The organism is Roseivivax halotolerans (assembly GCF_900115815.1).
Lineage (GTDB): Bacteria > Pseudomonadota > Alphaproteobacteria > Rhodobacterales > Rhodobacteraceae > Roseivivax > Roseivivax halotolerans.
The window spans coordinates 19,031-31,776 of record NZ_FOXV01000006.1 but is presented as its reverse complement, the minus strand read 5'-3'; the positions used below and the strand labels follow the sequence as shown (position 1 = coordinate 31,776).

The window sequence follows — 12,746 nt, the reverse complement described above, 5'->3', positions numbered from 1 at the left end:
ATAAACCTTGAACGAAGCCAGCCCCGGACGACTGACCCGAGACGGGATCCGCATTTATGAACCCGGCGATTTCGCGGGAATGCATGCGGCTGGGCGTCTTGCGGCGCAGCTTCTCGACGAGGTGGCCGAGCATATCTACCCCGGCCAGACCACCGGCGCGCTTGACGACTACATTCGCAAGCGGATCGAGGAAGAAGGCGCGACCTCTGCGACGATCGGTTACAAGGGATACCAGCACGCCACCTGCATCAGCGTGAACCACGTGGTCTGCCACGGCATCCCCGGCGACAAGAAGCTGAAGGATGGCGACATCCTCAACATCGACGTCACCGTTATCGTGGATGGCTGGTACGGCGACACGAGCCGGATGTATGTCGCGGGCAAGCTGCCGCGCAAATCCGAACGGCTGATCCAGGTCACCTATGACGCATTGATGATGGGGATCGAGGCGGTCAAGCCGGGCAACACCTTCGGCGATATCGGCCACGCCATTCAAACCTACGTGGAGAGCCAGCGCATGTCGGTCGTGCGTGATTTCTGCGGACACGGATTGGGCCGGGTGTTCCACGCGCCGCCGAACGTTCTGCATTATGGACGCGCAGGCACCGGCCCTCAGCTCGAGGAAGGCATGTTTTTCACTATCGAGCCGATGGTGAATCTCGGTCGTCACGAGACCAAGGTGCTGTCCGACGACTGGACGGCGGTGACGCGGGACAAGTCGTTCTCCGCACAGTTTGAACATTCGGTCGGCGTGACCTCGGACGGGGTCGAGATCTTCACGCAATCCCCGGCGGGCAAATTCCACCCCACTTATGACTGACGGCGCAAGCCGGAGCGTCATCGCAACGCTGTCGGCCTGCAACTTCGTCATCGGCATGGGCGCCTTCGTGGTGATCGGGCTGATCGACCCGATGTCCGAGGCGCTCTCTGTCTCGCGCAGCGGCGCGGGCTGGGTGATGACGATCTACGCGATCTCCTACGCGATCTTCTCACCGCTCCTCGTCTCCGCCACCGGCCGGATCGGGCGGCGGCGTGTGCTGGCGCTCGGAATGGCACTGTTCGGGGTCGGCATGACGGGCGCAGCTCTCGCGCCGTCGATGGGCTGGCTCCTCCTCGCCAGAGGTGTCGCGGCGGCGGGCGCGGGGATGTTCACGCCTGTCTCGGTCGCCGTCGCGGCGGCGCTCGCCGCTCCCGAAGAGCGGGGCCGCGTCCTTGCCGCTGTCGTCTTCGGGCTGACGCTCGCACAGGTCGCGGGCGTGCCGGCAGGCGGCTGGATCGCCTTTACCTTCGGCTGGCGCGTGGCATTCTGGCTTGTCGCCGCACTGGCCGTGGTCGGCATCGCGCTCGTCTGGACGCGCGTGCCTCGCGGCCTCAGCTTCGCGCCGGTCTCGCTGTCGGATCTCGGCCGTGTCATTCGAGACGGGATCGCAATGGGCGCAATCCTCTACACCGCCTCCTTTCTCGGCTCGATCTTCGTCCTTTACACTTACATCGCGCCACTTCTGAGCGAGACGATGGGCTTTGGACGCGATGCGATCACCCTGACGCTCGTTGTCTTCGGGGTGGGTGCGGTGCTCGGCAATCTGCTCGGCGGCTGGATGGCCGACAATCTGGGGTTCCTCCGCACGCTTCTGCTTCTGGTTGCGGGCCAGCTTTTGACTATGCCGCTTTTCTCGGGGCTGCCCTACCCGGTCTGGGCGCTGATGGCACTGGTCTTCCTCTGGTCGATCCTCGGCTGGTCGTTCATGGCGGCGCAGCAGGTACGCCTTCTCGGCCTCGCCCCTGAGGAGGCGAGCGTCGTGCTCGCCCTCAACGCGGCGGCGATCTATGTGGGCACGGCTTGCGGGTCGGCCTTCGGCGGGCTGGTGCTCGATATGGCCGGTATCGACGCGCTGGGGATCGGCGCGAGTATCGCAGCGCTCTGGGCACTGACGCATATCCTTTGGTCGCACCGGTCGGCGAAACTTGCGGGACGGGAAAGCTAGGCGGCAGACGCGCCCGAGCCTGTGCGGCCCACTCAGTCCGCCTCGAGCACCGTCACGTGCGTGTCGCCATATCGCCGCGTATCGAGCCGATCGAAGCCGTCGGGTGCCTCTTGCGGGCTGCTTTCCTCCCAGACGATGAGCGCGCCCTTCGCGATCCAGCCCGCCTCTTTCGCCCCGACCAGCGCTCGCGCACCGAGATCGCGACCGTAAGGCGGATCGAGAAATACGAGGCTCGCCGCTTCCTCCGCCCTTGGCAGGCGCGTTGCGTCCATGCCGATGACCTTTGCCCGCTCACCGCAGCCCAGAAGCGCGACATTCTTCCGCAAAAGCGCCTGCGCCTTGCGCCCCTCATCGACAAAGACCGCCCGCGCCGCCCCGCGCGAGAGCGCCTCTAGGCCGAGCGCCCCGGTCCCGGCAAAGAGGTCCAGCACGACGGCATCTTCGAACGGATCGCCGAAGCGCCCGCCCGCCAGCATGTTGAAAAGGCTCTCGCGCACGCGGTCGGTCGTCGGGCGCAGATGTGCGCCGGGATCGCCCTTGCCCACGGCCGTCAGCGGCCGGCCGCGATATGCGCCCGCGATGATCCTCACGCTTTCAGCAATGCCTTGAGATCGGTCGCGGGATCGGCAACCGCAACGGGATCGGGCGACTTGCCCGCCTCGATGAGCCGCTTGCCGACCATGTAAGCACGCGCATCGTTCATCGCGTCGACGGCAAGCAAGCGCGTGCCAGCGTAATACCAGAAAGACACCGCGCCCTCCTCACCGGGGCGCGTGACGACACGGTCATAGCCCGACGAGAGCCCTGCGATTTGCAGCTTCACATCGTACTGATCCGACCAGAACCACGGTTTGGCGGCATAATCGCGCGCCGCGCCCGCGATGTTATCCGCAACGCATTCGGCCTGATCGATGGCGTTGCCGACGCTTTCTAGTCTCAGGCGCGTCTCGCCATGCGGGAAGGAGGCGCAATCGCCCGCTGCCCAGATCGACGGATCGGATGTTCGCCCCTGCAGATCAGTCTTGACGCCGTTCTCGATCTCGAGCGCGGCCGCTTCGGCGAGCTGGGTTTCGGGCACGATGCCGACACCGACGACCACGAAGTCGAGCTCGAGACGCGTGCCATCCGACAATTCCGCCCCGGTCACGTGTCCGCCCTCGCCGATAAGCTGCCTGAGGCCTGTGCCCTCTCGGATCGTCACGCCGTTTCGCTCGTGCAGGGCTCGGAAGAAATCGGAGGTCTCGGGTGCCGCGACGCGAGAGAGAATGCGATCGCTCATCTCGACGAGCGTGACGTCGAGATCGCGCTTCGCCGCGACGGCTGCCGCTTCGAGGCCGATATATCCGCCCCCCACGATCAGGACGCGCGCTCCCGCTCCGAACCTGTGCGCCATTGCGTCGACATCATCCAAGGTGCGGACAGTCACGACGCCATCGAGATCGCCGCCCATCCCGGCCGGCAGGCGGCGCGGCGTCGAGCCGGTGGTCAGAACGAGATCGTCATAGGCGAGCGTCTCGCCCTCGACCGTCACAATCTTGGCAGCGGGGTCGATTGCCTCGACCCGCGCACCGAGGCGCAGCTCGATCCCGTTCTCGGCATAGAAACTTTCGGGGCGAAGATAGAGCCGTTCGAGCGGCATCTCTCCCAGAAGGTAAGCCTTGGACAAGGGCGGACGCTGGTAAGGCGGGACCGGCTCTTCGCCGATCAGGGTGATCCGGCCTTCGTATCCCTTGCTCCGCAGACGCGCGACACAGGCGGCCCCGGCCTGGCCCGCTCCGATGACGACGACATGGCGCATGGACGTTCTCGCTTGTTTTCCTCGGGCGTCCCCTGCCTATATCGGGCAGAGACGGGAGCTTAAAGGGAGACAGGGCATGCCGATCAAGACAGAAGACACACTGCCAGGGGCGACGCTGGTGCAGATGGGCCCCGACGGGCCGGAGCAGGTCCGACTCGGAGACAAGCTCGACGGACGGCGCGTCATCATCTTCGCGGTGCCGGGCGCTTTCACGCCGACCTGCCATTCCGCGCATGTGCCGAGCTTCATCCGCACCAAGGACGCCTTCATGGAGAAAGGCGTCGACGAGATCATCTGCATCTCGGTGAACGATCCCTTCGTGTTGAAGGCGTGGGGCGAGGCAACGGGCGCGAGCGAGGCTGGGATCACGCTACTAGGCGATCCCGAAAGCGCCTTCACGCAAGCGATCGGCATGGAATTCACAGCCCCTCCCGCGGGTCTCGTCGCACGCTCGAAGCGCTACGCGATGCTCGTCGAAGCGGGCGTCGTGAAAGTGCTTCAGCAAGAGGAAGGCCCCGGCGTCTGTGACGTGTCGGGCGGCGAGGCGATGCTCCAAGCGATTTGAACGCCACGCCGGGGCGAGGCTGCTTGCCCCGGCGTTGATTGCGTCTGCAGCGATGCAAGAGCGTGAGGCTCCGATACCGGCATGATCCGGCATTCGGGAAGCCAACGCCCGAACACATCCCAAAAAGCTTTGAGGAAAGACGCCGCGCGCAGGGCGGTCAGTCGACGCGGCTGGCCAAGCGGGACGCGTGGTGACCAGCGGCGGGCGAGTCTTTTCCGAATCTGCGTCATCCTGACGGCCGTCGGACCCCGCATATTCCGCAAGGCGCTCGGCCCGGTCGGGCCTCGACCGGAAAGCGGAGACACGTCGCATCGCGCCTTGCCGCAATCTCGCCTCAAACCCACCGCGGTCCGCCGGATTCCCGCCGGAAAGGCATCCGACCTTGGTACGACAGACGTCCTACAAGGGGTCGAGAGGCCAGGTTCGAGACCATCGGTGGATATCGTGGGATCACGTTTGGGATCAGGAATGCGGCATTCCCGGATCATTCGGGTCCATCACACAAACAGCGAGACGAACCATGACCTTCACACGCAAAACCATCGCCACCATCGCCCGCACCTTTGCTCGGGACGAAGACGGAGCCACCGCCATCGAATACGGCCTGTTCGCCGCTCTGATCGGTGCGGTGATCGTTGGTGCAGTGGCAACGCTCGGCACAGATACGCGAACCGGTTTCCAAACCGTCAGCACAGCAATGACGGAAGCTCAGACGGAAGCTGACAGCGAATGATCCCCTTCGGACCGTCGCGCGTCTGTTCCGCGCGTGCGGCGGCCCGCCTTTTCTGTCGCTGAACGGGTGAATCGTGATGCCTATCAACATTCAAAATTCAGAACAGACGCCCCGTCTTGCCACCTTCGTTTGCACGGATGCAGGTGCGCGATCCGTTCGGGCCGCCATCGAACGCGCCGGCCTTGGCGATGCGGTCATACATGGCGGCGGCCTAGGCGGTGCGGCGCGGGTCAGCGCCGAGCGCCCGGTTGCGAGCAAGATCATCGCCGAAATGGGCCAGATCTCTCTCTCGATGGCCTGCGAATACGTGACGGCCCTTTGTGACAACGGCGCCGACGTCATCGTTCTGGGAGAACACGACGATATCGAGACCTACCGGGCGCTCCGCCGGGCGGGCGCATCGGAATACTTCGCCATGCCGATCGAAGCCGAGGACATCCTGAACGTCGAGCCGGCGCCTCGCCCTTCCGCGCAGGTGCTGCAGATGCCGCAGCCTCGGGCGACGGCCCCCTCCATCGCCGTTGTCGGAAGCTGCGGCGGCGTCGGCGCAAGCCTGCTGTCCCAAAGCCTCGCAGTCGATTTCGCGGGCACCAAAAGCAAGAGCCTTCGCACGGCGCTGATCGATGCGGATCTCGAGTTCGGCTCGCAGGCCGTGACCCTCGATCGTGACGGCACAGCAGGTCTTTTCGAAGCGCTGAGCGCGCCCGAGCGGGTGGACGGCACCTTCCTTGCCGCCACGATGGAGGAGATCGGCGATCAGCTCTTCCTTTATTCCGGGCAATCGCGGGCAGGTCAGAACACCCTCGCGCTCGAAGCGGGATTGCCACCTCTCTACACGCGGCTGCGCCGCGAATTCGACGCGGTCGTCACCGACCTGCCCCGCAGTGTGCTCATGCGCGATCCGCAGATCGCCGAGTTGTTCGATGCCGTGCTCCTGGTGGTCCCTGCCGGATTTGCGGGCGTGAATGCCGCAAGCCGCTTGATGTCACGGATCGGGGCGGAGGCACCGGATGTCCGGGTGCATGTCGTCCTCTCCGAAGTACGCAGCGATGCGAAGCTATCGTCCAAGGCGGTTCAAAAGGCACTGGGTGTCGACGCGGTCGCGGTCTTGCCGCGCGCGGACCGCCAGATCGTCCGGGCGCAGCGCGCGGGCCGCACGCTTCTCGAATGCGTGCCGCGAAGCGCCTATGCCAAGGCCGTTCGCAAGATTTCTTCCGCCGCGACCACCCCGCCATCACCGGCCGGCAAGACGTCCGGCCGTCCATCCTTGCTACGCAGGTTCGGCAAATGAGCGTGCACATGTTCCAGCCGTCCCACCGCGAGGCTCTGGAGAAGATCAATGCCATCGCGGCACGGATAGATATTCCCGGCCTTTCGGCACAGGAGCGGGCCAACAACGCGGTCAGCTTCTTCGTGGAAAGCTCGAACGAGCATTGGCCCCTCGCCAGCCAGATCGATCTGTTGCACGCGGCGACAGCGGCACTTGAGGCGCAAGCCGAGCGGGACAACAAAGCGTCGGCAAAACCCGAAGGACGGCCCACGACAGCCACACCCGGGCCGGAGAAGCGCCCGCAGCTTCAGCCGGGTGCCGAGATGCCGAGACCCGCTCGGACGCCGGCGCCCATGCCGGTCCCTGTTCCTGCGTCCCCACCCGCGCCATCCGCATCGATGGACTCTTCCGACGTCACGGCCCTTTCGGGCGATGTCATCCGCAGCCTGTCGCGGACGCTCGACTTCTCCGATCTTGCCGCCCAATCGCGCGAAGAGCAGGAATCCGCGATCCATCAGGCGATCCGGGCGCTGTCCGACGAGCGCAAACTGCACCTGAACGGACGCGAGATCGCCGATCTCGTCCGCGCGGTTCTGGCCGACATGCTGGGCCTTGGCCCTTTGGAGGCGCTGCTCAGCGACGACGAGATCACCGATATCATGGTGAACGGCCCCCGCCGCGTCTTCATCGAGCGGAACGGCAAGCTGGAGCTGACCGATGTGCGGTTTCGCGACGACACCCATGTGCGCGCCGTCGCCAGCCGCATCGTTTCCGAAGTGGGCCGCCGGATCGACGAGAGCCAGCCCATGGTCGATGCGCGCCTTGCCGATGGCAGCCGCGTGAACGTCGCGATCCCGCCCTTGGCGATTGACGGGCCGACGATCACCATCCGCAAGTTCCCGGCCCATCCCATTGGCCTGGACACGTTGGTGCAAGGTGGCAGCCTCACCTCGCAGATGGCGGGCTTTCTCAGCCTCGCGGCGCATCTGCGGCTCAACATCCTGATCTCGGGCGGCACCGGGTCGGGCAAGACGACCCTGATGAACGCGATGTCGCAATACATCCCCGAGGACGAGCGGCTGGTCACCATCGAGGACGCGGCCGAGCTGCGCCTGCAGCAACCGCATGTCGTGCGCTTCGAGACGCGCCCGCCCAATGTCGAGGGCACCGGCGAGGTGACGATGCGGACGCTGGTTCGCAACGCGCTCAGGATGCGGCCTGACCGCATCATTATCGGCGAGATCCGCGGCGACGAGGTGCTGGACCTCCTGCAAGCGATGAATACCGGGCACGACGGCTCCATGAGCACGCTCCATGCCAACTCCCCGCGCGAGGCCCTGACCCGCGTCGAGAGCATGGCGTCGCTTGCCGGGTTCAACCCCGGAACCGGCGTGGTCCGCCGCCAACTCGCCGAGGCGGTCAATCTGGTGGTCCAGGTGTCGCGGATGCGGGACGGCAAGCGCCGCATAACGTCGATCTCGGAGATCGCAGGGATGGCGGAGGACGTCATCACGCTACAGGACATTTTCACCTTCGAGACAGATCCGCGCAGCACCCGCAACCGCGTCATCGGAGACTTTCGATACACGGGGTTCCGCCCAAAATGCGCCGCGCGAGCCGCCGATTACGGCGTAATTGACGACCTGAACGCGGTCTTGGGGCACTAGGCGATGAATATGCCCACCCTCCTCGCAGGCGCGGCGGCGCTCATGTTCGTCGCCAGCGCCTTGTGCCTGATCGTCATGGCCGATCGCCGTCGCCGCCGGCATGACGGACGGCTTGCCCGGATCTGTGCCGATGACCGCACGCCCCATAGCGCTGCACCCATCGCACCGCGCGCCAGGAAGAGCGCCGCGCGCGAGGCGTCACCGTTGCTCACGCGGATCGAGCAACAGCTCGCACAGACGAACTTGCGCACGAGCGTGTCGGAACTTCTCCTGCAGGTATCGCTGGGCACGCTCTCGCTCTACGCGCTTGCCGTCCTCGTCGGACATTTCCATCCGGTTATCGCCCTGCCCGTTGCGATCGTGATCCCGCCCGCCGTGGCCGTGCTTGTCCTTCGCATGGCGAAAGCGCGATATCGGGCTGCCTTCACCGCCGATCTGCCCGAAGCCCTCGACGTCTTCGCGCGCGGTCTCAGAGCGGGCCGGCCGGTCTCGGCGTCGCTCGAGATCGTCGTGAAGAACGCAAAGGGCCCGATCCAGCGCGAGTTCACGATCTGCCACGACGAGATCTCGATGGGCACCAGCCTCGCAGAAAGCCTCTCGCGGCTGGAAGAGCGGATGCCCACAGCGGAAGTCAGTTTCTTCTCTGTCGCAACGAGCCTTCAGGCCGAGACCGGCGGCAACCTCATTGAAACGATGGAGAGCCTCGCCTCGCAGCTTCGCGAACGTCGCAAGCTGCGCAAGAAGGCACGGGCCTTGTCTTCGGAGGCGCGGGCGAGCGCAGTGATCCTGGCGTCCCTGCCCTTCGCCATCACGCTTGTCCTGTTTCTTCTGAACGCCGACTACTTGGCGCCGCTCTGGACCGACGGACGCGGCCGGGTCATGGCGGCTGTCGCTCTGGTCAGTATCGGTCTGGGCATATTCTCGATGACGCGGATGGGGCGGCTCGATGTCTGATCCTCTGACGCAGCTCGTCTTCCTGATCGCGCTTGGTGGTCTGTGCCTGATGCTCGGCAGCTTCGGCGCCCTCTTGCAGGCCGGACGCATCCAACGCCGCCTGGCGCTCAGGTTGATGCGCGCGACGGGGACCGCGCCCGCAACGCGCGCGCCTGCACGGCAGGCTGGTGGCGGCAGCGTTGCCCATGCGTTGCGGCAATTGCGCCGGATCGTCGCCCGGATCGGAGAGCGGTTCTCGGCAGTCCTTGGCGGCGAAGCGATCGAGACCACGGCGGAGCTTGCCTCCGCAGGATATCGCAGCCGGGATGCGCTTCTGATCTACGCCTTCCTCAAGACCGTTCTGCCGCTTCTCGCCGTCGTCGCGGGGCTTGCCTGGCTTCTGGCGACGCGCACGCCCGGCCTCGAGATGATGATGCCCGCTGCCGCCGTCATCGCCATTGCGCTCGGGCTCTCGAAAGGGGTCGATGCGGTTGTCGGCAGACAACGCCAGCTCCGCCTGACGCGCATCCGCAAGGGCTTTCCGGATATGCTCGAATTGCTGGTGATCTCGTCCGAGGCGGGGCTCGGCCCGCAACCGGCGCTGCATCGCGTCGCGCGAGAGATGGCATCCATCTGCCCTGAATTGTCCCAGGACATCCACGAAATGGTCTCCGAGATGGCGATGACGAATGACCGCCGCACGGCCTATGAGCGACTGACAGCGCGCGTCCCGCTGCCTGAAATCGGCGTCTTTACCCAGACTCTCGACCAGTCAGACACCTACGGCACGCCGTTCTCGCGCGCCATGCGGACGCTCATCAACGAACAGCGCGCCAACCGGCTGATGGCGATCGAAGAGAAGGCCGCGCGCCTGCCCGTCCTGATGACGATCCCACTGATCTTCTGCATCATGCCCTCCGTTTTCGTGGTCCTCGTCGGTCCTGCCGCGCTGAGCGTCTTCGACAATATTCTGTCGGGAGGATGAGTGTGATGAGCCGCCTCCGAGCCTTTTGCCGTGACACATCGGGCGCCGTCGCGGTCGAGTTCGTGCTGATCGCGCCGTTCCTTCTGGCGCTTCTCTTCGGGACCGTCGTGCTGGGCTATTTCATGGGCGTCAGCCACTCGGTCGATCAGCTCGCCGCCGGCGCGGCCCGGAGTTCGGTGGCCGGGCTCGATCAGGCCGAACGCGAGGCCCTCGCGACCACCTATCTCAACGAGGCGGGAGAGCGCTATCCGCTTCTGATCCAGGACGCGGTCGATCCCCGCTTCACTTTCGACGAGGACAGCACAGCCGGCGGCATTACCGTCAATATCGACTACGACATCGACGGCTCGCTTCTCGATATCGCCAATGGCTTCCTGGGGCTGGACCTCTCGACCATCAAGGGGCAGGCCTATGTCGCGTATTGATCTCGTTCGCCGGATGGTTTCGGACGAGGATGGCAGCGTGGCCGTCATCGTCTCGCTGGTCCTGACGGTCCTCCTCGGTTTCGTCGCCTTCGGGGTCGATGTCGCCTCGCTCTACCGCGACCGGGCACGGCTTCAAGCGACGAGCGACCTCACCGCGATGAGCGCCATATCGGATCAAGGCAACGCCGAAAGCCGCGCTTTGGCCGCGATCGCACGCAACGGGGCACCGGATGCTACGCTGGCGCGGCTCGAACACGGGCGTTTCCTGCGAAACCCCGCGATCCCGGCGGAAAGCCGGTTCTCGGTGCAGCCCGCGGGCAATCCAGGCAACAATGCCGTGCGCGTCGTACTGGAAGACGAAAGCCCCCTGCATTTCGCGCGTGTCTTCAGCGAAGCAAGCCATGTCACCCTCGACCGCACGGCGATTGCCTCGCGGACCGCACTTGCCAGCTTCACGCTCGACAGTCACGTCGCGAATCTCGACAGCGAGGCGCTGAACGATCTTCTCGCGCAGAGTTTCGGCGTGAACGCTCGGATCACGGCTGGCGATATGGACCTTCTCGCAAAGCGCAGGCTGGATTCCGGCGCCCTAATCGCGGCGCTGTCAGGTCTGATGGGAAACCCGCCCCGCAATCCCGCCGCGATCTTCGATGAAGCCGTGCCGACCGAACGAATGGTCGCGGCACTGCAATCCCTTCTGCCCGGCACCCTCGCTTCGGCGCTCGATGGCATGGCGGACGGGGCCGGGGGACAAAGCTTTGCCGTTTCGGATCTCGTCGGCGGTATCGACAGCGCCCTGGGCCTGACCGCAACCGAGGCGTTTGCGAAGATCGAGATCTCCGCGCTGGACGTGGTGCGCGCCACGGTCGCTGCAAGAAGCGGCGGCACCGATATCGAAGTTCCGGTCAATCTCGCCGTGCCGGGCCTTCTTTCCGCGGATGTGCAGGTCACAGCGAACGAGCCGCCTGCCCGATCGGGTTGGATCGCGCTTGGCGAGGATGGCGTTCAGCTCAGCCGGGCCGCGCTCCGCCTCTCCACTGATATCGAGCTTTCGACCGCTATTCTGGGCAATCTCGGTCTCGGCGTGGATGTCGCGCGGATCAATCTGCCCATCGCGGCAGAGATCGCCGGCGCGACGGCACAGCTGGACGAGATCGCCTGCGCGCCCACCGAAAGCACGGATCTCGCCGCGCGGTTCATCACCGCGCCGACACCGCTCCACCCCGGCAACGGCACGTCGGTCGCGGCGCTTTATCTTGGATCGCACGGCGCCGGCGCGGGACTCATCGATCCCGCCAATCTGGACTTTGCCGATATTGTCGAGGTCAACGTGACGATCGCCGTGCCGCTTCTTCCCGACATCGTCATCCCCGGCATCACGATCCAGGCGCGCTCGCATGTCGAGGTCGGCACCTCGCGCGCCGAGACGCTTACCTTCTCGCATGGCGAGATCGCCGCGGGATCGACTTCCAAGAGCTTCGGATCAGCGGACCTCTTGAGCAGCGCTGTCGGCGACCTCTTCGCGCCGGAGCATCTGGAACTGCGGGTGGATCCCGATCAAACGGGTCTCGTGAGCGGCGTGGCAGGCCCCATCGTCTCGGGCCTGCTGCCGGTTCTGCGCACGCAGCTTCTGGGACAGGTGACAGCACCGGTCGACGGCGTTCTGGATGCAGCGCTTGCCGAGATTGGCATCGAGCTCGGCGCGGGTGAGCTGACGCTGACGGGGCATCATTGCGAAACCGTCAGGCTGGTGCGCTGAGATATGTGGCGAGCCGAGGCTTCGGACTTGGGATCAGGCCGCCTCGGTCACCCGCCCTGTCAGCGGCAAGACCTTCCGCGTCTCGATCTGCGCGGTGTCATCGGCGGATTCGCTGGCCATCGCGCAGACCTCGTCGGTGACGAAGGAGATCAACTGATAGCGCGATTCGAGGCCCGACTTCTGATAGATCTTGCCAAGCTGGGATTTGACCGTGGACACGGCGCAGCCGCGCATCTCGGCGATCTCGTTGTTGGAGAAACCTTTCGCGACGAAGATCGCGATATCTGCCTCGGCTTGCGAGAGCCGCCAATCGGTCGCGTAGCGCAGAACGACGGTTTCTTTCGCAATCGGCTCACCGGCGCCGGGCACCAGCTTCTCCTTGCGCTGCCGCTCAAGGAACGCGCGGAGCTGAATGAAGCTCACGTAGGCGACCGCAGCCGTCAGCGCGAAGAACAGAACGTATAGTCCGGTGATCGTCACGACGCCGACAGAGGCCTTCGGAAAGACGAATGTCAGCAAGATGAGTGTCTTAATCGCGGCAATCGTTGCGACGACCGCTGTACCTGTAATCAAGATGCGGGACATGAAGAGATTCTCCTTCTGTGCCGCCAAGGTGTCTGCCGAAC

13 protein-coding genes are annotated in these 12,746 nt (G+C 65.1%); 10 read left to right on the top strand and 3 right to left on the bottom strand.

The genetic code is table 11. From position 1 onward, the window contains the following. Positions 1-7: 7 nt before the first annotated feature. Both map and BM171_RS09685 read left to right on the top strand, forming a co-directional pair. The gene (gene map / locus BM171_RS09690) at positions 8-820 is read left to right on the top strand and encodes a type I methionyl aminopeptidase (RefSeq protein WP_093011204.1); all 813 of its coding nucleotides are present in this window, start codon (positions 8-10) and stop codon (positions 818-820) included. After that, positions 813-1,985, top strand: a complete 1,173-nt coding sequence (locus tag BM171_RS09685) for an MFS transporter (RefSeq protein WP_093011201.1) — start codon at positions 813-815, stop codon at positions 1,983-1,985. The genes map and BM171_RS09685 overlap by 8 nt, the downstream gene beginning before the upstream one ends. 32 nt (positions 1,986-2,017) lie before the next feature. Here BM171_RS09685 and rsmD read toward each other — a convergent pair whose 3' ends face one another. Beyond that, complete coding sequence (gene rsmD / locus BM171_RS09680) at positions 2,018-2,575, bottom strand: 16S rRNA (guanine(966)-N(2))-methyltransferase RsmD (RefSeq protein ID WP_093011198.1); 558 nt, start codon at positions 2,573-2,575, stop codon at positions 2,018-2,020. After that, entirely contained in the window at positions 2,572-3,783 is a 1,212-nt protein-coding gene (locus tag BM171_RS09675) for an NAD(P)/FAD-dependent oxidoreductase (RefSeq protein ID WP_093011196.1), read from the bottom strand. Before BM171_RS09675 ends, rsmD begins: the two co-directional genes overlap by 4 nt. A gap of 76 nt (positions 3,784-3,859) precedes the next feature. On the opposite strand from BM171_RS09675, the gene BM171_RS09670 reads away from it, so the two are divergent. From BM171_RS09670 to BM171_RS09635, 8 genes are all read left to right on the top strand, one after another. Continuing rightward, on the top strand, positions 3,860-4,348 hold the full coding sequence (locus BM171_RS09670) for a peroxiredoxin (RefSeq protein ID WP_093011193.1): 489 nt from the start codon (positions 3,860-3,862) through the stop codon (positions 4,346-4,348). Between the two features lie 520 nt (positions 4,349-4,868). Next, on the top strand, positions 4,869-5,081 hold the full coding sequence (locus BM171_RS09665) for a Flp family type IVb pilin (protein ID WP_093011190.1): 213 nt from the start codon (positions 4,869-4,871) through the stop codon (positions 5,079-5,081). A gap of 76 nt (positions 5,082-5,157) precedes the next feature. Continuing rightward, positions 5,158-6,372: a CpaE/TadZ family protein gene (locus tag BM171_RS09660; protein ID WP_093011187.1), complete on the top strand. Its 1,215-nt coding sequence runs from the start codon at positions 5,158-5,160 to the stop codon at positions 6,370-6,372. An 8-nt stretch (positions 6,373-6,380) separates the two neighbouring features. Beyond that, positions 6,381-8,018, top strand: a complete 1,638-nt coding sequence (locus BM171_RS09655) for a TadA family conjugal transfer-associated ATPase (RefSeq protein ID WP_093011184.1) — start codon at positions 6,381-6,383, stop codon at positions 8,016-8,018. 9 nt (positions 8,019-8,027) lie between these two features. Next, complete coding sequence (locus BM171_RS09650; protein WP_175497530.1) at positions 8,028-8,972, top strand: type II secretion system F family protein; 945 nt, start codon at positions 8,028-8,030, stop codon at positions 8,970-8,972. Next, on the top strand, positions 8,965-9,936 hold the full coding sequence (locus BM171_RS09645) for a type II secretion system F family protein (RefSeq protein WP_093011178.1): 972 nt from the start codon (positions 8,965-8,967) through the stop codon (positions 9,934-9,936). The genes BM171_RS09650 and BM171_RS09645 overlap by 8 nt, the downstream gene beginning before the upstream one ends. Positions 9,937-9,941: 5 nt before the next feature. After that, positions 9,942-10,361 (top strand): TadE/TadG family type IV pilus assembly protein, encoded by a 420-nt coding sequence (locus tag BM171_RS09640; protein ID WP_175497529.1) that lies wholly within the window; start codon positions 9,942-9,944, stop codon positions 10,359-10,361. Further along, positions 10,348-12,120: a pilus assembly protein TadG-related protein gene (locus BM171_RS09635; RefSeq protein ID WP_175497528.1), complete on the top strand. Its 1,773-nt coding sequence runs from the start codon at positions 10,348-10,350 to the stop codon at positions 12,118-12,120. The genes BM171_RS09640 and BM171_RS09635 overlap by 14 nt, the downstream gene beginning before the upstream one ends. 33 nt (positions 12,121-12,153) lie before the next feature. Here BM171_RS09635 and BM171_RS09630 read toward each other — a convergent pair whose 3' ends face one another. Beyond that, positions 12,154-12,705 (bottom strand): helix-turn-helix transcriptional regulator, encoded by a 552-nt coding sequence (locus BM171_RS09630; protein WP_093011169.1) that lies wholly within the window; start codon positions 12,703-12,705, stop codon positions 12,154-12,156. Between the last annotated feature and the right edge of the window lie 41 nt (positions 12,706-12,746).

What these genes read in the sequence shown, in the direction of transcription:
- BM171_RS09645 (WP_093011178.1), top strand. Translation starts at nt 8,965, where the DNA reads ATGTCTGATCCTCTGACGCAGCTCGTCTTCCTGATCGCGCTTGGTGGT.
- BM171_RS09650 (WP_175497530.1), top strand. Translation starts at nt 8,028, where the DNA reads ATGCCCACCCTCCTCGCAGGCGCGGCGGCGCTCATGTTCGTCGCCAGC.
- BM171_RS09655 (WP_093011184.1), top strand. Translation starts at nt 6,381, where the DNA reads ATGTTCCAGCCGTCCCACCGCGAGGCTCTGGAGAAGATCAATGCCATC.
- BM171_RS09640 (WP_175497529.1), top strand. Translation starts at nt 9,942, where the DNA reads ATGAGCCGCCTCCGAGCCTTTTGCCGTGACACATCGGGCGCCGTCGCG.
- BM171_RS09665 (WP_093011190.1), top strand. Translation starts at nt 4,869, where the DNA reads ATGACCTTCACACGCAAAACCATCGCCACCATCGCCCGCACCTTTGCT.
- BM171_RS09635 (WP_175497528.1), top strand. Translation starts at nt 10,348, where the DNA reads ATGTCGCGTATTGATCTCGTTCGCCGGATGGTTTCGGACGAGGATGGC.
- BM171_RS09670 (WP_093011193.1), top strand. Translation starts at nt 3,860, where the DNA reads ATGCCGATCAAGACAGAAGACACACTGCCAGGGGCGACGCTGGTGCAG.
- BM171_RS09675 (WP_093011196.1), bottom strand. Translation starts at nt 3,783, where the DNA reads ATGCGCCATGTCGTCGTCATCGGAGCGGGCCAGGCCGGGGCCGCCTGT.
- BM171_RS09660 (WP_093011187.1), top strand. Translation starts at nt 5,158, where the DNA reads ATGCCTATCAACATTCAAAATTCAGAACAGACGCCCCGTCTTGCCACC.
- BM171_RS09685 (WP_093011201.1), top strand. Translation starts at nt 813, where the DNA reads ATGACTGACGGCGCAAGCCGGAGCGTCATCGCAACGCTGTCGGCCTGC.
- BM171_RS09630 (WP_093011169.1), bottom strand. Translation starts at nt 12,705, where the DNA reads ATGTCCCGCATCTTGATTACAGGTACAGCGGTCGTCGCAACGATTGCC.